The organism is Nocardia sp. NPDC058480 (assembly GCF_042720495.1).
Lineage (GTDB): Bacteria > Actinomycetota > Actinomycetes > Mycobacteriales > Mycobacteriaceae > Nocardia.
Genome location: NZ_JBHXMN010000003.1, coordinates 396,407 through 418,357, shown reverse-complemented (window position 1 = coordinate 418,357; position 21,951 = coordinate 396,407). Strand labels below are relative to the sequence as shown.

The 21,951-nt window shown below is 64.5% G+C and carries 23 protein-coding genes; 19 read left to right on the top strand and 4 right to left on the bottom strand.

Annotated features, from left to right (window positions below; all coding sequences use genetic code 11):
• Positions 1-19: 19 nt before the first annotated feature.
• The 4 genes from ACFWO8_RS10755 (at position 20) to ACFWO8_RS10740 (ending at position 5,142) form a co-directional block, all read left to right on the top strand.
• A complete protein-coding gene (locus tag ACFWO8_RS10755; protein WP_378904447.1) occupies positions 20-592 on the top strand; it encodes a single-stranded DNA-binding protein in 573 nt (190 codons plus the stop codon).
• Positions 593-624: 32 nt separating this feature from the next.
• Entirely contained in the window at positions 625-876 is a 252-nt protein-coding gene (rpsR, locus tag ACFWO8_RS10750) for a 30S ribosomal protein S18 (RefSeq protein ID WP_056823934.1), read from the top strand.
• A 17-nt stretch (positions 877-893) separates the two neighbouring features.
• Entirely contained in the window at positions 894-1,346 is a 453-nt protein-coding gene (gene rplI, locus ACFWO8_RS10745; RefSeq protein WP_378947581.1) for a 50S ribosomal protein L9, read from the top strand.
• 700 nt (positions 1,347-2,046) lie between these two features.
• Entirely contained in the window at positions 2,047-5,142 is a 3,096-nt protein-coding gene (locus ACFWO8_RS10740) for a replicative DNA helicase (RefSeq protein WP_378947578.1), read from the top strand.
• A gap of 123 nt (positions 5,143-5,265) precedes the next feature.
• Here the strand turns inward: ACFWO8_RS10740 and ACFWO8_RS10735 are convergent, their stop codons facing one another.
• A complete protein-coding gene (locus ACFWO8_RS10735; RefSeq protein ID WP_378947573.1) occupies positions 5,266-5,697 on the bottom strand; it encodes a hemerythrin domain-containing protein in 432 nt (143 codons plus the stop codon).
• 304 nt (positions 5,698-6,001) lie between these two features.
• Here ACFWO8_RS10735 and ACFWO8_RS10730 point away from each other — a divergent pair, with 304 nt between their 5' ends.
• On the top strand, positions 6,002-6,931 hold the full coding sequence (locus ACFWO8_RS10730; RefSeq protein WP_378947568.1) for a phosphatase PAP2 family protein: 930 nt from the start codon (positions 6,002-6,004) through the stop codon (positions 6,929-6,931).
• Here ACFWO8_RS10730 and ACFWO8_RS10725 read toward each other — a convergent pair.
• Positions 6,920-7,369: an SgcJ/EcaC family oxidoreductase gene (locus tag ACFWO8_RS10725; RefSeq protein WP_378947563.1), complete on the bottom strand. Its 450-nt coding sequence runs from the start codon at positions 7,367-7,369 to the stop codon at positions 6,920-6,922. The two genes, ACFWO8_RS10730 and ACFWO8_RS10725, sit on opposite strands and share 12 nt — an antisense overlap.
• Positions 7,370-7,700: 331 nt before the next feature.
• On the opposite strand from ACFWO8_RS10725, the gene ACFWO8_RS10720 reads away from it, so the two are divergent.
• The 5 genes from ACFWO8_RS10720 to ACFWO8_RS10700 all read left to right on the top strand — a co-directional run bounded on the left by ACFWO8_RS10720 (position 7,701) and on the right by ACFWO8_RS10700 (position 12,409).
• A complete protein-coding gene (locus tag ACFWO8_RS10720) occupies positions 7,701-9,182 on the top strand; it encodes a flavin-containing monooxygenase (protein ID WP_378947558.1) in 1,482 nt (493 codons plus the stop codon).
• 30 nt (positions 9,183-9,212) lie between these two features.
• The gene (locus tag ACFWO8_RS10715) at positions 9,213-10,355 is read left to right on the top strand and encodes a lipase family protein (protein WP_378947555.1); all 1,143 of its coding nucleotides are present in this window, start codon (positions 9,213-9,215) and stop codon (positions 10,353-10,355) included.
• Between the two features lie 110 nt (positions 10,356-10,465).
• Positions 10,466-11,209 carry a TetR/AcrR family transcriptional regulator gene (locus ACFWO8_RS10710; RefSeq protein WP_378947552.1) on the top strand — a complete coding sequence of 248 codons (744 nt, stop codon included), beginning with the start codon at positions 10,466-10,468 and terminating at the stop codon, positions 11,207-11,209.
• Between the two features lie 28 nt (positions 11,210-11,237).
• Positions 11,238-11,771 carry a hypothetical protein gene (locus ACFWO8_RS10705; RefSeq protein WP_378947548.1) on the top strand — a complete coding sequence of 178 codons (534 nt, stop codon included), beginning with the start codon at positions 11,238-11,240 and terminating at the stop codon, positions 11,769-11,771.
• The gene (locus ACFWO8_RS10700; RefSeq protein WP_378947545.1) at positions 11,768-12,409 is read left to right on the top strand and encodes a hypothetical protein; all 642 of its coding nucleotides are present in this window, start codon (positions 11,768-11,770) and stop codon (positions 12,407-12,409) included. Before ACFWO8_RS10705 ends, ACFWO8_RS10700 begins: the two co-directional genes overlap by 4 nt.
• 40 nt (positions 12,410-12,449) lie before the next feature.
• Here ACFWO8_RS10700 and ACFWO8_RS10695 read toward each other — a convergent pair whose 3' ends face one another.
• Positions 12,450-12,878, bottom strand: a complete 429-nt coding sequence (locus tag ACFWO8_RS10695) for a hypothetical protein (protein WP_378947542.1) — start codon at positions 12,876-12,878, stop codon at positions 12,450-12,452.
• Between the two features lie 67 nt (positions 12,879-12,945).
• Between ACFWO8_RS10695 and ACFWO8_RS10690 the strand changes: the two genes are divergently transcribed.
• The 7 genes from ACFWO8_RS10690 to ACFWO8_RS10660 all read left to right on the top strand — a co-directional run bounded on the left by ACFWO8_RS10690 (position 12,946) and on the right by ACFWO8_RS10660 (position 19,056).
• Positions 12,946-13,257, top strand: coding sequence for a WXG100 family type VII secretion target (locus ACFWO8_RS10690; protein WP_378947539.1), 312 nt, complete (start codon positions 12,946-12,948; stop codon positions 13,255-13,257).
• Complete coding sequence (locus tag ACFWO8_RS10685) at positions 13,254-13,541, top strand: WXG100 family type VII secretion target (protein ID WP_378947536.1); 288 nt, start codon at positions 13,254-13,256, stop codon at positions 13,539-13,541. Before ACFWO8_RS10690 ends, ACFWO8_RS10685 begins: the two co-directional genes overlap by 4 nt.
• A gap of 15 nt (positions 13,542-13,556) precedes the next feature.
• Positions 13,557-14,897, top strand: coding sequence for a putative toxin (locus ACFWO8_RS10680; RefSeq protein ID WP_378947533.1), 1,341 nt, complete (start codon positions 13,557-13,559; stop codon positions 14,895-14,897).
• Positions 14,894-15,592: a HEAT repeat domain-containing protein gene (locus tag ACFWO8_RS10675; RefSeq protein ID WP_378947530.1), complete on the top strand. Its 699-nt coding sequence runs from the start codon at positions 14,894-14,896 to the stop codon at positions 15,590-15,592. The genes ACFWO8_RS10680 and ACFWO8_RS10675 overlap by 4 nt, the downstream gene beginning before the upstream one ends.
• 125 nt (positions 15,593-15,717) lie before the next feature.
• Positions 15,718-16,095 (top strand): hypothetical protein, encoded by a 378-nt coding sequence (locus tag ACFWO8_RS10670; protein ID WP_378948205.1) that lies wholly within the window; start codon positions 15,718-15,720, stop codon positions 16,093-16,095.
• A complete protein-coding gene (locus ACFWO8_RS10665) occupies positions 16,092-17,234 on the top strand; it encodes a cation:proton antiporter (protein ID WP_378947527.1) in 1,143 nt (380 codons plus the stop codon). The genes ACFWO8_RS10670 and ACFWO8_RS10665 overlap by 4 nt, the downstream gene beginning before the upstream one ends.
• Positions 17,235-17,352: 118 nt before the next feature.
• Positions 17,353-19,056 carry a cutinase family protein gene (locus ACFWO8_RS10660; RefSeq protein WP_378947522.1) on the top strand — a complete coding sequence of 568 codons (1,704 nt, stop codon included), beginning with the start codon at positions 17,353-17,355 and terminating at the stop codon, positions 19,054-19,056.
• An 82-nt stretch (positions 19,057-19,138) separates the two neighbouring features.
• On the opposite strand, the gene ACFWO8_RS10655 is transcribed toward ACFWO8_RS10660, so the two are convergent.
• Positions 19,139-20,317, bottom strand: coding sequence for an MFS transporter (locus ACFWO8_RS10655; RefSeq protein ID WP_378947518.1), 1,179 nt, complete (start codon positions 20,315-20,317; stop codon positions 19,139-19,141).
• 106 nt (positions 20,318-20,423) lie between these two features.
• Between ACFWO8_RS10655 and ACFWO8_RS10650 the strand changes: the two genes are divergently transcribed.
• Positions 20,424-20,873 (top strand): MarR family winged helix-turn-helix transcriptional regulator, encoded by a 450-nt coding sequence (locus ACFWO8_RS10650; RefSeq protein WP_378947513.1) that lies wholly within the window; start codon positions 20,424-20,426, stop codon positions 20,871-20,873.
• A gap of 67 nt (positions 20,874-20,940) precedes the next feature.
• On the top strand, positions 20,941-21,822 hold the full coding sequence (locus ACFWO8_RS10645) for a hypothetical protein (protein ID WP_378947510.1): 882 nt from the start codon (positions 20,941-20,943) through the stop codon (positions 21,820-21,822).
• Positions 21,823-21,951 lie beyond the last annotated feature (129 nt).

Sequence of the window (21,951 nt, the reverse complement as noted above, 5' to 3'; positions counted from 1 at the left end):
CCCGAGCAGGAGGAACCCCATGGCAGGCGACACGGTCATTACCGTCATCGGAAACTTGACGGCAGACCCGGAGCTTCGTTTCACGCCCGCAGGCGCAGCGGTGGCGAATTTCACCGTCGCGTCGACTCCCCGTGTGTTCGATCGCAATTCGAACGAATGGAAAGACGGCGAGGCTCTGTTCCTGCGCTGCAACATCTGGCGTGAAGCAGCGGAGAACGTCGCCGAGAGTCTGACCCGAGGCGCTCGCGTCATCGTGAGCGGACGGCTCAAGCAGCGCTCCTACGAAACCCGCGAGGGTGAGAAGCGCACTGTGGTCGAGCTCGAGGTCGACGAGGTCGGTCCCTCGCTGCGATACGCGACTGCGAAGGTCTCCAAGGCCGGTCGCGGTGGCGGAGGCGGCGGTGGCGGCTTCAGTGGTGGTTCCGGCAATGCCGGTGGTGGATCTAGCGCAGGCGGCTACAACGCCAACAATGGCGGCGGACGTCCGGCCGGCGGCAGCAATGCCGGTGGCGAAGACGATCCGTGGGGTAGCGCGCCCGCGGCCGGCTCCTTCGGGGGCGGCGGCCGCATGGATGACGAACCGCCGTTCTGATCGAACGGCACTCATAGTACGGAGAGAAAACCATGCCTAAAGCGCCCGCGCGCGAAAAGGTACTGAAGAAGAAGGCCTGTGCTTTCTGCAAGGAAGCAAAGTCCGGAATCGTCAATATCGATTACAAGGACACCACGCTGCTGCGTAAGTACGTCAGCGATCGCGGCAAGATCCGCGCTCGCCGCGTCACCGGCAACTGCGTCCAGCACCAGCGTGACATCGCTGTCGCCGTCAAGAACTCGCGTGAGGTGGCTCTGCTTCCTTACGTGTCGACCGCTCGCTGAGAAAGGGAGTCACACAGATGAAGCTCATCCTCACCGCTGATGTCGACAACCTCGGCGCCCCCGGCGACCTTGTCGAGGTCAAGGACGGCTACGGCCGCAACTTCCTGCTGCCCCGCGGTCTGGCCATCCAGGCCACCCGTGGCGCCCAGAAGCAGGTCGACGGAATCCGTCGCGCCCAGGACGCCCGCAAGGTGCGCGACCTGGATCACGCCAACGAGCTGAAGCAGGCCATCGAGGGCCTCGCCGAGGTCAAGCTGGCCGTGAAGACCGCCGACAGCGGCAAGCTGTTCGGTTCGGTCACCAACACCGACGTGGCTTCGGCCATCAAGGCCGCTGGTGGCCCCGTGGTCGACAAGCGCAGCATCGAGCTGCCGAAGTCGCACATCAAGGCGACCGGCAAGCACGGCATCGTGGTGCACCTGCACCCCGATGTGGCCGCGAAGTTCAACCTCGAGGTTGCTGCGAACTAGTTCTCGGCCGCCTCGACTCTGGACTGACCGAAGGGTGCGACGAAGGAGTACCCGTAGGGAGGGAAGAGTCGAGGCCCACAGGGCCGAGAACTGCGGCGCCAGCCGCCGATGACACAGTTCGCCGGAAACCACCCCTGTGCTTGCATAGGGGTGGTTTCTGCTTGCCTTTTTCGGGCCGATTTCGCGATAACTGATGGGTAGCCCATATCGCGGTCGGCGCACGTCGTGTTGCGCGGCTCACGGTCGGTAACTGGTTGACCTCCGGTTATTCACCCTGTGGATGACCGAGGAAACCGACCGGCAGATTTGTGACTCCAGTCATAGCCTGCACCATCGCTGTTTACCCAACACGCCCGGCTGTTCACCTTTACCGACACGCCGGAACTTCTTTCATCCACAGGGCCGAAGTTGGACAAACTAGGTCCTAGCAGGGTGTTTTACCGTATTGACCTGGGTTTTCCCCATGTTTTCCACAGGCGCTGCACAACAACGGGTGAACTACCCCCAAGTTATCCACAGTTGTGTGCACATGCTGGGTTGGCGAGTCCCGAAAACGTCGCCTAGGTTCGTCGCATCGCCCTGCGCGGCGCCCCGGGAATCACGCAGGCAACCGATTGCTGACATCGGTGTCGGTGTCCGGGAGTACAACGAGTACATCGATGTGTAACCCCCGGTTCTGCGGGCAGAGAGGACTCCCCTGGTGACAACCACCGGTGACCGCGCGCAAACCGAGTTCACGCCTGAACCCCCCGGCGAGGACTTCGGCCGTCAGCCTCCGCACGACATGGCCGCCGAACAGTCCGTCCTCGGCGGCATGCTGCTGAGCAAGGACGCCATCGCCGACGTGATCGAGGTGCTGCGCCCCGGCGACTTCTACCGCCCCGCGCACCAGGCCGTCTACGACACCATCCTCGACCTCTACAGCCGCGGCGAACCCGCCGACCCCGTCACCGTCTCGGCCGGTCTCGACCGCCGCGGCGAACTCAAGCGCATCGGCGGCCCGCCCTACCTGGTCACCCTCACCCAGACCGTCCCCACCGCGGCCAATGCCGGCTTCTACGCTGAGATCGTGGCCGAGAAGGCCATCCTGCGCCGCCTCGTCGAAGCGGGCACCCGCATCGTCCAGTTCGGCTACGCGGGTGCCGACGGCCAGGACGTCGCCGAAGTGGTCGACCGCGCCCAAGCCGAAATCTACGAAGTCACCGAACGCCGCACCACCGAGGACTTCACCCCGCTGGAAGAACTCCTCCAGCCCACCATGGACGAAATCGACTCCATCGCCTCCCGCGGCGGCATCTCCCTCGGCGTCCCCACCGGCTTCACCGAACTCGACGAGCTCACCAACGGTCTGCACCCGGGTCAGATGATCATCGTGGCGGCCCGACCCGGTGTCGGTAAAGCGCTGGCGCTCGACACTCCGCTGCCGACGCCTGGCGGCTGGACCACGATGGGTGAGGTTCGCGTCGGTGACGAGCTGCTCGGGGCCGATGGCAGGCCAACCACGGTGCTCGCGGCCACCGAGGAGATGGCCGACCGGCCCTGCTACGAGGTCGAATTCTCGGACGGCACCGTGATCACCGCTGACGAAGAACACCAGTGGACCACGATCGCCCCCACCTTGGCACCGCATCCGGCGGTCCGGACGACCGGCGAGATCGCGCACACCCTGCGCACCCCGAGGGACAATTTCGCCCACATGGTGCCCCGAACCCCGCGTTCGGCGGCCCGGCAGATCGTCGATGTCCGCAAGGTCGACCCGGTACTCGTCCGCTGCGTCGAGGTCGACAACACCGATCACATGTACCTGGCCGGCCGCACCATGGTGCCAACGCACAACTCCACGCTCGGCATGGACTTCATGCGCAGTTGCTCGATCAAGCACGGGATGGCCAGCGTCATCTTCTCGCTCGAGATGAGCCGCACCGAGATCGTCATGCGTCTGCTCTCGGCCGAGGCGAAGATCAAGCTGGGCGACATGCGCTCCGGCCGGATGAGCGATGACGACTGGACCAAACTGGCTCGCCGCATGAGCGAGATCAGCGAGGCACCGTTGTTCGTCGATGATTCGCCGAACCTGACGATGATGGAGATCCGGGCGAAGGCGCGGCGACTCAAGCAACGCCACGACCTGAAACTCGTTGTGGTGGACTACCTACAGCTGATGAGCTCGGGCAAGAAGGTCGAGTCCCGCCAGCAGGAAGTCTCGGAATTCTCGCGCCACCTCAAGCTGCTCGCCAAGGAACTCGAGGTTCCGGTGATCGCGATCTCGCAGCTGAACCGTGGCCCGGAACAGCGAACCGACAAGCGGCCGATGGTCTCCGACCTCCGCGAGTCGGGCTGCATGCCCGCATCGACGCGAATCCTGCGCGCTGACAACGGTGCCGAGGTCACCTTGGGCGAACTCCTCGCGAGTGGGGAGCAACCGCTCGTGTGGTCGCTCGACGAGCGGATGCGAATGGTCGCCCGTCCGATGGTGAAAGTCTTCCCGAGCGGACACAAGGAAGTATTCCGGCTCAAACTCGCCTCCGGCCGCGAGGTGGAAGCCACCGGCAACCACCCGTTCCTGACGGTCGACGGCTGGATCGCCCTCGACAAGCTCGCGATCGGCGACCGCCTCGCTACCCCGCGACTCGTTCCGGAACCCGTGCACACGACACGACTGCCCGACGCCGAGATCGTGATGCTCGCGCACATGATCGGCGACGGCTCATGCGTGAAGCGCCAGCCGATCCGCTACGCCAGTATCGACGAGGAGAACCTCGCCGCCGTCACCACAGCCGCCGAGCACTTCGGTGTCAGTGCGGTACGCGACGAATACGCCGCAGCGCGCGTCACCACCCTGCGCCTGCCCGCGCCGTTCCATCTCACCCACGGCAAGCGCAACCCGATCGCCGCATGGTTGGACACTCTGGGCCTGTTCGGACTGCGTAGCTACGAAAAGTTCATCCCCGAACCTATTTTCGCGCTACCCAACGATCAGATCGCGCTGTTCCTGCGACACCTGTGGGCAACCGACGGATCCGTACGCTGGGATGCCAAGGCTCGACAGGCCCGCGTGTACTACGCCTCGACCAGCCGTCGCCTTGTCGACGATGTGAACCAGTTGCTGTTACGCCTCGGCGTACACGGCCGCATCAAAACCGTCCGTAAGGCGAACTACCGCGACTGCTACCACCTGACAATCGACGGCGGCGAGAACCAGACGACGTTCCTGCGCGACGTCGGCGTCCACGGCGCCCGCGGCAAGTCCGCAGAAGCTGCTCTGGTCGAGCTTGCCCCCCTGGCCCGAAACACGAACGTCGACACAGTCCCCGCCGAAGTCTGGAACCGCGTTCGAACGCTGCTTGCCGATAAGCAGATGACGCACCGAGAGTTCTCCGCCGCCATGGGTTCTCGCTTCTGCGGCAGCACCATGTGGAAGCACTCCCCGAGCCGCTCACGCCTTGCTCGGGTTGCCGCCGTCCTCGACAACGCTGACATCGACATGCTCGCCACCAACGATGTCTTCTGGGACAAGATCGTCGAAATCACCAGCCTCGGCGAACAAGATGTCTACGACGGAACCGTCCCAGGAACACATAATTTTGTCGCACAAGGCATTTCAGCGCACAACTCGCTCGAGCAGGACGCGGACATGGTCATCCTGCTGCACCGCCCCGATGCGATCGAACGCGACGACCCGCGTGGCGGCGAGGCCGACCTGATCGTCGGCAAGCACCGTAACGGCCCAACCGCGACCATCACCGTTGCCCACCAGCTGCATCTGAGCCGCTTCGTGGACATGGCTCGCGGCTGATTCTCTGCCGGGTAGTTGGCGTGCTCGAGCTCCTACAAATAACAGGAGGTCAGCCGCAAGGGAAGAAGTGGAACAGGCAGCGGTATCCGTCGCCCCGCTCGGCGTTTCTTGGAGCGGTTGGCCTCAAGGGCGGACCGGGCGGTGGTGGACGTGTTCCCATGCCGCGATGGCGGCGTCCCATTGTTCGCCGGACAGAGTAGTGAGCGACATGGGAAACAGGCCGTCCTCTTCCTTTTCGATATGCGGCCACAGCGTCGCCAACGACGCCAAAACCTGTTCCCGCCCATCCGGATCGGCTAGGTCGGCGGTGGCCAGCACGACCGTCATCTCCCGATGCTCGGCCTCCAATGCCTCGATGTAGGTGACGCACTCCGGGTCGTCCCGCATCACCGCGAAGAACCCCTGTTCTTCCCCGGCCCAGTGGTCAACGAGTTGGTGCTGGAGCTGCACCAGATCTCGCTTCGCGTCGGTGAGTTCGCCACGTTCGAGCGCACGGCGGATGTCGCCCGAGAGGTTGTAGACGGCTTCGTGCTCGGCGATGAATTCCTTGATCAACGGAATCTCCCGGCAGCCGCAGTAATGGCACACGTCCGTCAGTCCTTCACCTGGCCGAAGCCCAGAAATTTGATGGCAGGAACCCAGATGGCCAGGGCGAGATTCAGGGTCTGCGACCCGGTGCGTACCGCTGCCCGAAGCGAGGTCACCCGCCCAGGAAACCACACCCGAAAGCGGGCACGGCATCGGACACGCAACAATCCAGCAATCTGACCCGGTCTCGAATAGAACGCCGACGACCGACGACGCCACCGCCCGGCGTGGCGAATCGCCGCCGGTTTCTCATCCGGCATACCGTGACGCGATGTCCGATTCGCTGACGCTGCCACGATGGCGGTGGCCGATCATCGCCGGTATCGGGGTCGTCGTCGCCGCGGCGGCCTATCTTCTCGCGGTGCGTACCGGCACCGGTCAAGCCATCGAGAACGCCGCGTTGCGTGGCGCGGACCAGGCGTCCGAGCGGGACGCGAACAGAGCCTCGAGCAGCCTGCACCAGATCACGATGTACTCACTCGGGCTCGCGGTGCTCGTCGTGGCCGTGATCGCGGTGGTGCGTCGGCGATTCGATCTGCTGATCGCCGCGGTGGGGGTGATCGTGGCTGGGCAGGTGGTCGTGCAGACGCTCAAACGGTATGTGTTGCCGCGACCCGAACTGGTCGAGCTCACTGGGCATTTCGCGCAGAACAGCCTGCCGAGCGGGCATACGACAATCGCGATGACGGTGTTGTTCGCGACCGTCATCGTCGTGCCGTATCGCTGGCGCGGACTCGCCATGATCGTCGTGCTCACCTGGGCGGTCGGGATCGGCCAGTACACCTTGACCGCGAAATGGCATCGCCTGAGCGACACCATCGCCGCCGACGCCATCTCGCTGGCACTGGCCTGCCTCGCGTCATGGTGGCTGGTCGCGCGCGGCGGTGTCGGGCGCTATACCGGGCGCGCCAAGGTTATTCCGGTGCTCGTCACGGTGCTGGCGGCAGCATCGGCGCTGATCATCCTGTTGCTCGGGGCCGTGCTGTGGGGTGCGCCGCTGCGCGAGGAAGGCGTCGCCGGCGCCACCCGCGACGACGAATGGAACATCTACCTCGGCGCCACAGCGTTCGCGTCCGCCGGTTCCGTTATTACCGCCCTGGTTTTTCTCGCCGCCTGGCACCGCCTCGACACGGCGAAAATCTCTACCGACGGCGGTCTGGGTGGCGCCTGGAATCGGCAGCGGTCCGGATCACCCCGCTGACGGGACCAGGGTGTTCTGCCGGGCCGCGGTCCACCACTGCCCGTCCTGCTTGACCAGTACGTAGAGCGCGACCATCGCCGGTTCGGTGTCGATCAGGGTGCCGTCGGCGGTGGTGGCGCGTGCTGTTTTGTGGGCTATGGCCATGTCCGGGCGCAAGAAGGTGACGTCGACGACGTCGTAGCGGACGTATTCGTCTTTCAGGAATCCGGCCAGCCCGCGCCGGTTCGCGTCGAGCAGCGTGTCGTGGCCGGTGATCAGCATGCCTGCCGCGTTGCCGACCACGGCGTTCGCGGTGAACTGCGCGGTCATGAGTTCCGCGTCGTTGGTGTTGTACGCGGTCTGCGTGTCGGCGATGATCTGGCGGATCGCGGCGATGTCGGCCGTGTGGTCCACGGTGGTGTCTTCGACGATCGGGGGCTGAATCATGTTGGTGCTCATGAGAGAACCCTCGACCCTCAACAGTGGTTTAGGTCAAGAGGGTATGGGCTGCGACTCATCTGGTTGAGTCCTGCTTGAATTCGATTCAGCATCTTGGCCGGTGGGCGACTGCGCGCGCCGGATTCGTCGACAATTCTCCGTAGGTTCTTGAATTCGATTCAATACATGTGGCAGTCTGAGGCTGTCGATGCGATCACCCGTCGAGACATCCACGCCGCGGAGGGAGCGGCGCGTACCCCTGACGGGCCCGGCATCGTGGAATCTCAGTGCTGTGCGGAAGGACCTTCTCCATGAGCAAGACGCCATCCCGTGACCCCAGGGTTGTGATCAGATGACGACACGCTATGTCGACGTATTGATCATCGGTGCCGGTCTGTCCGGGATCGGCACGGCCTGCCAGCTCACCAGGGAGAAAACCGGTCGTAGCTTCGCGATCATCGAACGCCGCGGCAATGTCGGTGGAACGTGGGACCTGTTCAAATACCCCGGAATCCGGTCGGATTCGGACATGTTGACCTTCGGTTTCGGATTCCGCCCATGGATCGGCACCAAGGTCTTGGCCGACGGGCCCAATATTCGTCGCTACATCGAGGACACCGCCCGCGAATACGGCGTCTTCGACGATATTCACTTCGGCCGCAAGGCGATTCGCGCCTCCTACGACAGCACCACTGGACTGTGGACGAGCGAGGTCGTCGACGAACGCTCCGGCGAGACCGAGATCTGGACGTCGAAATTTCTCGTCGGCGCCACCGGCTACTACGACTACGACCAGGGATTCCAGCCCGACTTCCCCGGTGCCGAGGACTTCACCGGCCAGATCGTGCACCCCCAGCATTGGCCCGAAGACCTTGACTACCAAGGCAAGAAGGTCGTGGTAGTCGGTTCGGGTGCCACCGCGATCACGCTGATTCCGGCGATGGCCGACGACGTCGAACACATCACCATGCTCCAGCGCTCACCCACCTACATCATGGCGCTGCCCTCGGACGACCCAGCCGCGATCGCGATGCGCGCGGCCCGCGTGCCCGACAAGATCGCCTATCGCATCGGGCGCGCCCGCAATATCGCGTTGCAGCGCGCCAGTTTCCAGCTCTCGCGGACCAGCCCGGAGTTGGCCAAGAAGGCGTTGCTGAAGCAGATCAAGCTGCAGGTGGGCGACAAGATCGATATGAAGCACTTCACGCCGTCCTATAACCCGTGGGATCAACGGCTGTGTGTGGTGCCCAACGGCGATCTGTTCAAAGTCCTCCAGAGCGGCAAGGCCGACATCGTCACCGACCGCATCGCGAAGTTCACCGAGAAGGGCATTCTGCTCGAATCGGGGCAGGAGCTCGAGGCCGACATCATCGTCACCGCGACCGGCCTGAACGTCCAGATCGCGGGCGGCGCCGAACTGGTTGTCGACGGTGTGCCGGTCAACACCCGCGAGTCGGTGCTCTACAAGGGGGTGCTGATGTCCGGCGTGCCCAACGCCATGATCGTCCTCGGCTACACCAACGCTTCGTGGACGCTCAAGGCCGACCTCGCCGCGCAGTACTTCTGTCGATTACTCAACGCCATGCGCGACGGTGGATATTCACAATTCTCGGTGCGGGCGAGCGCCGACGACTTCGCTGAAACGTCCGTCATGGGTGACGACCTGACCGCCGGATACATCAAACGCGGTGACGGGGTCATGCCACGGCAGGGACGGCGCGCTCCCTGGAAGGTCGTCAACAACTATTACCGCGACCGCGTATCGCTGGGCAAAGACGAACTTCTCGACGGTGTCTTGCGGTTCGACACAATCACCGCGCCGGCGCGGCGCTGATCTCACCTGATGCGAAACCGAAAGATGACAATGATGTCGACCGGGCGCGGGCGCCGCACACAGTTCTACCGAGATCTCCCTGACGTGACCGTCGGCCGGGCCGAGTGCGGGGAGGTACTGCGCGTCAGCACGATGACGGCGCGGATCGCCCCTGGCATCAGGATGCGTGCCGACGCGTATCGCGTGCTGTACCGCTCAACCGACCTGGCGGGGAACCCGATCACGGTGTCGGGCGCGATATTGATTCCCCGGCAGAGTTCCGGGTCTGTTCCGCTGGTCGGGTTCGCTCCCGGTACACAGGGAATGTCGCGTTCGGCGTCGGTGTCACGGCTGCTCGAGCAGGGACTGGAATACGAAGGCGTGTTCATCGCACTCGCGCTTGCTCGCGGCTGGGCGGTCGCGGTCACCGACTACCCCGGACTCGGCACGCAGGGCACCCATCCCTATGTGATCGGTTCGACCAACGGACGCGCGCTGCTCGATGTCATGCGGGCCGCGCGCTTTCTGCTCGGAACCCGATCCACGCAGGTGAGCCGGTACGGGATCTACGGTTACTCCGAAGGCGGCAACGCGGCCGCCTGGGCCGCGCAGCTCAACGCCGCCTACTCCCCGGATCTGCCGTTGGCCGGTGTCGCCGTCGGCGCTCCGCCCGCCGACCTCGCGGAGATGGGTAGAAGCCTCGATCGCACTGCGGGCGTGTTCCTGCTCATGTACTCGGCGTTGGGTCTGGCAGCCAGCTTCGATGACTTGGACCTCGAGCGATGCCTCAACACCGCGGGCAAGTCCATGATGCCGTTCGTCCGTCGACTACACCCCTTGTTGCTCGCCGCGGCCGGGTTCATGCTGCCCAAATCTCGCACCTTCTACCTCCGCACCGACCCGTTCGAGGATCCGGCGTGGATCGAGCGGATGCGGGAGGTCAGCCTCGGGTATCTGGCGCCGACCGCGCCCGTGCTCGTCGGGCACGGCGAGCGCGACCGAGTGGTCGCCTATCGGCAGACCGAGCTGCTCACACAGCGTTGGCGCGAACTCGGTGTCGAGATCAGCGCTCACCGGATTCCATTCGGCGGCCACTTCACCTCGGCACCGCGATTCGCCCGCGCCGGGTTCGCCTTCCTTGCCGATCGGTTCGCCGAAGCGGACCGAAAGCCGAGCTCAGAGCTCGCATCTTGATGCCGTGGCGGGGGGTGTCACGCTGCGCGGAGCTGGTTTGACGTGTCGACGGGACGGGACATATCTTCAACTCGACCAGTCTTCAACGGCTGTTCCAGGGCGGAGGTTCAGTGGCAGGCAACCGACGCGGGGAGGCGGCGCGAGCGGCGCTGCTCGACGCGGGCAGGGATGCGTTCAGCCACCAACGGTACGAGGAAGTCTCGATCGTCGACCTCGCGCGCACCCTCGGTGTCGCCGCCGGCTCGATCAGCTACCACTTCGGTGGCAAGCGCGGCTTCTATCTCGCCGTTATCGAGCAAGCCTTCGACGAGTTCCGCGCCGACATCCTGGCAACGCGGGGACCGGCACTGGAGTGGCTCAACCGCGTCATCGATAGCCTGCTCGACCGGGCCGAGCAGCACCCTGGCGGGTACGAGCTGATGGTCGCCGATGTCGCCGACACCCAGGTTCGCCAGATCAGGGACCGGAGCTTCGACCAGATCACCGAGCAACTCGCGCTCGAGCTCACCGGCGCCGAACCCGGCCCCGTTCTTCGCGCGGCGATCACCGGCTGTATCGCGTCGATCGAAGGCTTGGTCCTGCACTGGCTGCACACCGACGCCCTCACCCGCGACCAAGTCCGCGAACTCATCGTGACCAACTACATCGGGGCGGTGATCAGCGCGATCCGCGTCGACCCGACCATCCGGATCCGCGATGAGATGATGGACTCGATCCTCGCCGACCCGCAGGCACTCGCCGAGTTCGTTCCGCCGGAACTGCGCTACAAGCTGATGGAGATCGTCATGGCCAACCCCACGATCCTGTCGATGTTCCTGCCCGTGGACCCGCCGGTATCGGCCGAAACCACCTGAACACAACGCGACAGAGATCGGGATCAGGGTGGGGAAGACGAAGCTGTTGTTCAGTCCGATGGTGTTCGCGTACTGGATCGTGTCGGCCGTGGCAGCGGTGCTGTATTACTTCTGGTCGATCCGTGCGGCGACCTTCGTGGCTTCCTGGTCCTGGTCCGATGAGTCCGTGGCGGTTGTGGTCGGCCTGCTGGGTGGACTGCTGTTCGCAATGATCACGTGGCCGTTCGTTCTCATGGTGGTGTGGTGGGGCAGGCGGGCGTACCTGCAAAAAGTCGCAATGCCGGTCACCGGGACAGTGACCGAGTCCGGGCATCGCGTGACGCACACCAGCAACAATCCGTTCGCCACTCATCGGGTGCGCCTGAAGGTGGCGTTCACACACCCGACCACCGGGGTCGAGTGCTGGACGAAGAAAGAATTCGCGATGGCCGAGTTCCGGCGATCCACGGCGAAAGCGCTGCTGCACCGATTCCCGGCCGGCACCGAGCTACCGATGCTGGTACGCGGACGAACCACCGGCTTCGACCTCCAACATCGACCACAGTGGGTCGACCTCTGGTGAAAACAACGCTGCTCCGGGCACCGATGGTTCTGATGACGTTGGCGGTCGTCACCTCCTGCGCAACCCCATCGACCGAACCACAACTGACCACAACCTCGCAGCCAGCCAAATACATGCCCCGAGCCGACTACTCGTGCGATGCTGACGCACCGACCGGCCGAGTCTTCGCCCTCGAACGCTCCGACGAACACCCGTTCGATGTGCAGGTTCCCGAACTGCGTGGATGGGTGCGCAACGAGGTCCCCGGAGCGCGGACCGGAGGCCTATCGCTCTGGCGCCGTGACCAGCTTCCGAACGATTTCCGCAGCCCAGCCGCGATGATCACCGTCACCATTTCCAGTCGGCAACTTTCGGAGGCAGAAGCATTGGAAAGCATGCGTCGTGCTCGGCACGCCATGCCCGATTGGCAATCCCACGTCGATGAACAGCTGGCCGCCTGCGGCCGGAGCAGTCGGCACGTCGTCGGCACTTTCACCAGCTCATCGGAGGAATGGTGGGAAGACCGCCGACTAGTCGTGTGCGTCTGCGGTGGAGCTGTTCATACGATCCATTTGGCAGGGCGAGCCAAGATGACCGACTTGGACAGGTTCGGGCCCGACCTAATCTCCGTCCTCAACGGGCTTCAGATCCTTGTGTGACAACTGTCAGGCGTCACACTGAGGCCCTACTCACACGCAGTCAACCCCATAGCCGACTGACACCCACCGCGCCGTCCGCTCGGGTGAAGTCGATCCGCAGATCATCGCGGGTTGCCACATAGGGCACCAGCACATCGATGGCGGGCCCTTCCCTATGCTCGAGTAAGGCCTTGACCGCAGTGCCGAAGAACGGCGCTGAGACAGTGACATCGAACACAATTACGCGGGCTCGCAGCGTGACGCGATCACCCGGGAGTTCGATCGTCGCTGTCACAGCATGTTCTTCGCCGATCACAGACTGCCCAGCAAATCTGCGCATACCTTTCCGTCCGGCGCGGTCGATGACCAGCATGAACGGTTGAAATGACTCTGCCTCGGCCAAGACCTGAGCCGCCGCCTCGACACCGTCTCGCAGAAGGGTGTCGTAATCGTCCTGTACATGCTGCGGGGCTACGGTTCGCCAGTCCATTGGGATACACCTTGCTCGAGCGAACGATGTGTCAATAAGCTTGTCCCCGTTATACGGGGGTGTGTTCATGAACCTACAGGTCGATCCCGAAGCGCTCCGACTAGGAGCATCAGAGCTGCGGGTCCAACGCGGACTATTCGACGATGTACTTTCCGGCATCAGATTCGAGTACGCAAACCTTACCGATGTCTGGACCGGCTCGACCGCAGACTACGTGACCGCCCTGTGGGATCAGCTGTTACCGCAGGTGAGTATCCACATCGATGCGTTGAATCGCTTAGCCACGGCCTTGACCACCGCCGCTGATTCGTTCGTTGCCCAGGATCAACAGTTCGCCGAACGGGTCTCGGCTGTCGCATCGAGTCTGGACCTACCGTGACGTCCCGCAAGTACGACTTGGAAGCGATGCAAACGTTCATCGACCTACTCGACCAGGCGATAACGGCCATCGGTCAGCGCACCGAAGCGACCAAGAACGTTGCCGACGGTGTGCTCTCCCAGTTCAGCGGCACTGCCGCCCAGGCCTTCTCCGACAGCCAAACCGACTGGCTCACCGGCACCAAGTCCTACACCGACGAGCTCCGCATGGTGCGAGACAAAATTGCGTTAGCCCATCGCAACTACTCGCAGGCCGAGCAAGCGAATCGCGAGATGCGTGCGTGACCAACAGGACTCGTGATGACCACCGTTAACCCCGGCACCTACTACAACGTCGGCGGTGGACTGATCAAGGTGAGCGCCATCCTCGAAGGTCAGCTCCGCGCATTAGACCGCGGGCTGGATGTTTCCCGGTCCGCAGGCCGATATCCCTACGGCGGCTCGAAGTGGGGGCGCAGTTTTGATCAGTCGGCTTCAGATCTCTTCGAGGCTGGTTCGACCGCAGCGATGGCATGCAACGCCCTCGGCATTCAGATCCATATGGCTGGCGAGAACCTCGCACGTAGTGAAAATATCTCGCATCCTGGAACTCAGACTGTAATCCCAGTCATTCCGACGGGAACAAGCCTCACGATGAATCTGCACCCAACACAACTGTCAGTCGGTGGCACCGAGACCAACCCGAATCTCTGGGAGTTGGTCGAGGCGGAGGTGACCCGGAAATGGGCCGACTGCGACGAAACCAGGATCGGCACGGCGGGCGAGCTTCTGAAATCCCATGGCACAACGACATCGGATTACGCCACTCAGCTGTACGTCAGCATCAACACGCTATTCCCCGAAGACGCACAACGCGACGATACGATCCTTGCCGAGTACGTCCAAGACACCGCGTTCGTCTGCAAGGCGATTCAGGCGCACTCGGATGCCGCGAACTACCTTGGCATCGCATGCGACACCGTCGCACAGACCGCCAAATCAGCAAAGGAAGACTGCCGAAAGTCGCTGAAACTGCTCTCAGCCATCATCACCTCGTACGAGTTGGACAAGATCGCGGTCGAGCGATTGCCAGCAAGCGATGGCGGGCAAGAGTATCTCGACTGGATGATCGCATCCAACAAGACCGAATACGCGAAGGCCATCTCCGACCGGCTCGGAAACATCGAAACAACGGTCGGCGAAGCCGTTGAGTCGAATGAGGGTATCTATGTGATGGTGACGGCCGAGATGGCTGATTTGAAGGCCATCTTGGGTCGGACACCGCGAAGCACCAAATATATCTCTCGGGAAGCGGGGCAGAACAGCAAGGCAGGCAAGGACGGGGAGGCTCGCGCTGGCATCGACCCGACCACCCGGAAGCGGCAAATCGCTATCATTGACCGCGATGGCGAGAAGCACACGTCTTTCCCGGACCGCATCGATGACGAGAACAGGCAGATCACCGAGGTCAAGAACACAAACGAAATCGCCCCGTCGAAGCAGCAAATTCTCATACAGGAGCAATATGCAAGGGACAATGGCTACACCATGACCCTGATTGTCGATCACCGCACACAGATCAATGATCCAGACATCCAGGGCATGATCGATACGGGACAGATCGAACTGATTCGGATGGAACTGGACGACGGGCCATCATGAACATCGAATACGCCCGGATGCCGTTCGGGAGCGAAAACGGCGGCACCGCGTGGATGGCCGATCTTCCTGTTCGCTACAGGCACGGAGAGAACGGGTTCGACCGGCGGATCATGGAGGATCTCGCCGCAGTGGGGGTTCCTTGCTACACGCTAGGTGACCTCGCCAATGGGCCCCGGACGATTCCGCGGGGAATTCCGGTCTTCATCGACTGGCTGGGGAACCTCGATGCGCGGATTCCTGGGCCCGAAACCGAGCATCGCTCGGCGATCCGCTCGGGGTTGATTCGCAACCTCATCGATCCGGCAGCGAGGGGCAATCAGGAAGCCATCGATCTTCTCATCGCTCAGGTCCGTCGGAACCCCCCGATCCCTGAGCGGATGCAGACCTGGGCATGCGACGGACTGCGGCTCATCGGGCGGCCGGAGCACTTCAGCCAGATTGTCGAGCTACTCGACGCATTGCCAGACGGGACGGCGATGTACCCGCTGATCGAGTACCTCGGGAAGGTGAAGACCTCGGACTCGCGCGATGTAGCCGTGCGGTACCTGGACAGCATCGCACGTGGCAGTGCGATCAAGGCATTGGTTCAGATGAAGGCGGCCGGAGTTCGCGACCTCGTCGAACCATTCGTTCGAGACCGGGTGCCCTCCGTGCGCAAGGCGGCTGCGCGGGCGTTGGAGAAGCTGCCTGAGTGAGGACGAGCCGCAAGCTTCGCTCGCCGACCACGGCCCGGTACCGATCGCGCAACCGATCGACAACAGATAGCGACCTCTCGGCAAACCGGGTGGATGCGGCGGATGATGGTTCGATGACCGACCCGATCCTGCAGGTGAAGTGGAAGTCTGCGCCCGAAGACCATGATTATTCCGCTGCCGCCGACTATCTCGAGTTATTGGGTGACAAGGCGATGGTCGACGCGATCGTGGCCGGGCTCATGGCCGCGCCGGTGGTTGTCAAGAAGGCCAAGGATATTCTGCGGGCCTCTCAGCTCGATGCCCTCACCCCCGACAACCCGCATGTCCGCAAGGACCTGCTCAAGGTGAACGAGGGCAAGAAGCTCTCGCCGATTCTGCTGGTGCGCGGTGACTGCCGCCGGAACGTGCCGATGCTGATCGCCGACGGGTATCACCGCGTGTGCGCGCTGTACTGGGCCGACGAGAACATCGAGATTCCCGCCAAGATCGCCACGATGCCATGACATTCGCGACCCTGGCGCTGGTGGTCGCGCTCGGGTTGATCGGGCCGCTGCTCGCCTTGCCGAAGCAGCTGTATCTGCCGGTACTGCTCGGCGAACTGATCGCGGGAATCATCTTCGGCACCACCGGTTTTCGTATTCTCGACCCCACCGACCCGATCTTCGTGTTCCTCGCCGACATGGGGTTCGCGCTGGTGATGTTCGCCGCGGGGACCCACGTGCCCGTGCGTGATCCGCGGGTCCGGACCGCACTCGGCAGCGGGGCGGCGCGGGCCGTGCTCGTCGGCGTGGTCGCGGCGGTCGCGGGCTGGGCGGTGGCGCAGGCGTTCGATCTCGGGCACGCGGCCGTGTACGCGGTGCTGATGGCGTCGTCGTCCGCGGCGATGGCGTTGCCGATCATCGACTCGATGCGGTTGAGCGGGCCACCGGTGCTCGCGCTCACCGCACAGGTGGCCATCGCCGACACCGCGTGCATCGTCGCGCTGCCGTTGGTGATCGATCCGGCGAACGCTGCGAGAGCCGCGCTCGGCGCGGTGGTCGTCGCGCTCTGTGCCGTCGTGATGTTCTTCGTCCTGCGATTTCTGCAGAAGACGGGTGCGCAGCGTCAGGTGCACGAGGTGTCCGAGGACCGGAAGTTCACGCTCGAACTGCGGGTGAGCCTGGTCCTGGTGTTCGCGCTGTGTGGGGTGGCGAGCACGATGGGAGTCTCGATCATGCTCGGCGGGTTCGCGGCGGGGTTGGCGGTGGCCGGGGTCGGCGAGCCACGGCGGGTGGCCAAGCAGGTGTTCGCGATCAGCGACGGACTGCTCGCTCCGCTGTTCTTCGTGTGGCTGGGCGCCCGGCTCGATCTGCGGGAATTCGGGGAGCATCCGCGGTTCATCCTGCTCGGCCTCGCCCTCGGCTTCGGTGCTGTCGCAGTGCACTGCGCGGCGCGCCTGCTCGGCCAGCCGGTGGCCTACGGCGCGCTGGCCGCGGCACAGATCGGGGTGCCGGTCGCGGCGGTGACCGTCGGGAGTCAATTGGGGGTGCTCGTGCCGGGTGAGGGCTCGGCGATCATGCTGGCGACGCTGTGCACCATCGCGGTGGCGGCGCTGGCGGCCGGGCGACTCGCGGCGAAGATGCCTGCCACTGCGCTCGGGTGAGCCGATCGGGTTCCTGTTCGCGTCAGTAACGATCTTGCTGGTGGTCACGACATTGTTCGTGACATGCGGCCCGTCGGGGGGCCTGCCCACCTGTAGGTCATTCGAACGGGATCAACATATGAATCTGCGTGAGTTTCTTGCGAAACATCGCATTGCTTCGGCTGTTGCCGCGCCTGCGGCGTTGGGCGTCGCGGCGATCGTGGCCGCTTCGTTCGCGGTGACGTCGCAGCCGGCTTCGCCGAGCTACGAGCTGACCACGTCGGTGACCGAGTGCCGCGAGATGGTGACCATCTCGGTGGCCGGGCGCAACGACACCCCGGTCGATGGCACGACGGCGATGCTGCTCGATGCCAATGGGAATCCGCTGCCCGCCGCGCTGTCGGGTGACCACAGCAGTGTGTGGGTGGATCCGGTGGTGAACGCCCCGCGCGATGCTGTGGCCGAGGGTGATTACGCGGCGGTGTACATCGCCTACCCGGCCGATCTGGCGAGTTATGAGGACGCGGTCAACCGCGGTGTGGAGAACACCCAGCAGGTGATGCGGGAGATCTCGGCGGCCTGCCCGGACACCAAGTTCTCGATCGTCGGCTACAGCGAGGGCGCCGATGTGGTGCGTCGCGTGGCCGAGGGCATCGGCAACGACGACCCCGCCGACGGCTACGCGACCGTGAACCCGGACGACGTGCTCGGTGTGGTGATGTTCGCCGATCCGGGCCGCAAGTCCGGCGACGGCACCTTCCTCGGTGCGGACGACCCGTTCGCGCGCCCCGACAACTTCGACCAGAAATACCAGGACGGCAAGACGCCGGTCTCGGGCCAGGGCGTAACCACGGGCGCTGATTTCGGCGCGCTCAACGGCAAGATCGCCTCGTTCTGCTCCGAGGGCGACCTCACCTGCGCGGCACCGGACAACATCTCCCTGCTGCAGCTGGCCGCGAATGTGGGTCGTCAGATCAATATCGACGAACTGCAGCGCGCCGACCTGGAGCGCAACGGCATCACCGCGATCACCCCGGCGATGGGCCAGGACATGGCCTTCACGCTGGGCCGGATCGCGATGGCCGCGTTCTCCGATATCGGCTCGAACCCGAACTGGATGGCCAGCGACGAAACCTTCCTCGACGTGCTGCTGAAGGTGTCGGACCCGGATTACAAGCCGGGCCAGACCACCACTGCGGTCAAGGCCGACACGATCTCCGGCGAGCAGATCTCGCCGCTGGCGTACCTGCCGCAGAAGATCTTCAACGAGATCGTCGGACTGATCGTGACGAACCAGAACACGATCCCGGTGGCGATGAACGATCCGTACCAGCTCACCCTTGGCCCGAACGGCACCGGTCACCACTTCGACTACTGGCGTGACTCCGACGCCACGAACGGCAAGCCGCTGACCTCGGCGGAGTACGCCGCGGCGTGGCTGACGCACCTGGCCAAGCAGGCGCAGGCGGGCGAGACGGTGGACACCAAGGCCGCGCCGGACGATGCCTCGGTGACGGCCGCGCTGGCAGCTCCGACCAAGCCTGCGACGACGACCACCGCGGCGCCGACCAGCACATCGAAGAAGTCGACGACGACCAGCGCCAAGTCGACTACTACGTCGAAGGAACCGACCACGACCCCGTCCACCACCGTCGCCCCGTCGACCACCACCCCGGAACCGGCAACCAACCAGGCGGTCGCCCCCGCGCCGACCACCGAGGTCGAACCGACCACCACCGTGGCTCCCACCACGACGGTCGCCCCGACCACCACCGTGGCCCCCACCACGACGGTCGCTCCGACGACCACTGTTGCCCCGACCACTACCCCGTCGGCCAACTAGTCACCGACCACGAATCCCCGGCGAGGCAGCAAGCTGCTACCTCGCCGGGGATTGTGCTTTGTCCGGCAGGAGACTCGCGTAATCACACCGCGACGGGTTCCGCGACCACCGGGCGCTCGGCACGCTCACCGCGGGTAGCGACGATCAAAACCAGCAGCCCGGTCACCGCGAATCCCATCCCGACCCACAGTGGCGACACCCAGCCGAACCCGGCACTGATCGCCAGCCCCGACAGCCACACGCCGAGGAAGTTGCCCACGTTGAAGGCTGCGATATTGGCCGAGGAGGCGAGAGTCGGTGCGGCACCGGCATTGTCGAGCACCCGCATCTGCAGGCCGGGGGTGGCGCCGAAGCCGAAGAATCCCATGGCAGGCAGCAGGAGCAGTGCCGCGATCTTGTAGTCGGCGAGCAATGCGAACGCCGCCAGCGAGAGCGCAAGGGCCAGCGTGAGGGCGACCAGGGTGCGGGTGAGGGCGCGGTCGGCCCAGCGGCCGCCGAGCAGATTGCCGAAGAACAGGCCGACACCGAACAACACCAGTAACCAGGGCACCACGCCCTCGGAGAATCCGGTGACGCGGGTGAGCAGCGGTTCGATGTACATGAACGCACCGAACATGCCACCGAACACCAGCACGGTCATGACCAGCGAATACCAGACCTGGGTGTTGCGGAATACCGATAGTTCGGCCCGCAGGTCCGGCCGTTCGCGGGTGGCTGGTGCGTCGGGGACGAGCGCGGTGATGCCTGCCAGCGCGACCAGCCCGACGACGGTGATCACCACGAACGTGGCTCGCCAGCCCCACTGCTGCCCGATGAACGTGCCGAGCGGAACACCGAGAACGTTGGCGACGGTGAGCCCGCCGAACATGATCGAGATGGCCCCCGCCTTCTTCTCCGGTGCGACGAGCGAGGAAGCGAGCACGGCCCCGATGCCGAAGAACGCACCGTGCGCGAGTGCCGCGATGACCCGCCCGCTGAGCAGCGCCGCGTAGCCAGGAGCCAGCGCCGAGGCCGCGTTGCCGACGGTGAACAGCACCATGAGCAGCTGCAACGCGCGCTTGGGCGGCCAGCGGTTGACGAGCGGAGTGAGCGCGAGTGCCCCGATGACGACGGCGAGCGCGTAACCGGAGATCAGGTAGCCGGCCGTGGGCACCGAGACGCCGAGGTCGGCCGCCACCGGGGAGAGCAGCCCCGCGATGACGAATTCGGTGAGCCCGATGCCGAAGCCCCCGAGCGCGAGAGCGATGAGACCGAGTGGCATGTGAACGCTTCCTTCCATCAAGAGCCGATTACCCGCGTGTGCAACTAACTCCACACGAAGATAGTTGCACACGCTCTATATTGCAACCGCCAGCTATACTCGTCACATGGGCATTGCTGATGACGCCATCGAGGTGCGGGCGACCGGCTGGCGTACCCTGGCCGCGCTGCACGGGCACATCGAGACCGCGCTCGAACGCGAACTGGTGCGCGAGCACGAGCTGTCGATCGTCGAGTTCACCGTGCTCGACGCACTGGCCCGCCAGGACGGCTGGCACATGCGGATCTCCCAACTGGCCCGCGCCGCCGCTTTGTCGGCGAGCGCGACGACCCGACTGGTCAATCGGCTGGAAGCCCGCGGCTTCCTGGTGCGCGTGCTGTGCGCCGACGACCGCCGCGGCATCTACACCGAACTCACCGATACCGGCCGCGCCGCCTACGAGAAGGCGAAACCGACCCACGATCGAGCGCTCGAGAAAGCGCTCGCCGACGCCGAACAGATCCCGGAACTGGCACCTCTCATCGGTTTCCTGCACCGGGTTCCGGCGCCGAACTGACACGCGACATCGATACCAACGCGCCGATCATGGTGACTGTTGCGAGCACCGGTGCAATGATCGCCTGGTGACTCAGTGGCTCCCCCTCCTCGGCTCGCTCCCCGTCGCCGGCGCAGTTCTGGTCGGCGTCATGGCCAACAACCGAACCCACCGTGCCGGAATCACGGCCGCCGACGAGCGCGGCAGGCAGGCACTCGACGCCGCGCAGCGCAATGTCGAGCTGTCGAACATGGTGGGCGACCAGCGCGATCACGAGGCGTGGCGCCGCGAGGCGGTGCTCGCCGCGGTCGCCTCGATCCTGGAGACCTCGGCCTCGGTGCGCGCCGATCTGACCACCTGCGGTGAATGGGATCTGGTGACCGCCGACGAGATCGACAGCGTCGGCGCGCAGATTCACAAGGTGATCTGGGATCGCCCCGGCGGCATGCTGACTCGCTTGCGGGTGGTGGCCCATCGCCGGATTCCCAACAAGTGCGAAGACCTGTTGCGCACCCTCACCGCTGCTCAGCACATCACGATGCAGCGGCTGAAACTGCACATCGACGTGGAGGCGACCGTCGAGGAGCTCGAAGAGATGGCCTCGCTGTGGCAGAAGGCGATGCGCCATGCCGCCGAGCAGGAGCGGGCACTGGTCGAGACGACGCGCATCGAACTCGGTATCGAGATCGCCACGAAAGGCCTTGCTGTAGAGCCTGTTCCGGAACCTCAGCCGGTGGTCGCCGAATCTCGGTTGCAGGAAGCCGAATTCGAGGCAGCTACCGAGGAACGGCCAACCGTGCCTGAGCAGTCGGCCGAGCCGCAGCAGTCGGCCGAGCCCGAGCAGTCGGAGCCGCAGCAGTCGGCCGACCCACAGTCCTCCGCCGAGCCACAGCGCGCGACCGAAGCACCGCAGCAAGACGATCCGCGCGACGCCGTCGACCCGCGCGAAGCACAGACCGTCAAGGTCTGACCCCCTCGACAAGAAGCGGGGCGCCCCCCCGGGGGGGGGGGCCCCCGGGGGGGGTTTAACCCCCCCCAACCCAAAAGGTTCGCCCCAATTAAAAAAGGGGGAGACCAAAGCAGTGGGGGTGTTGTGGGG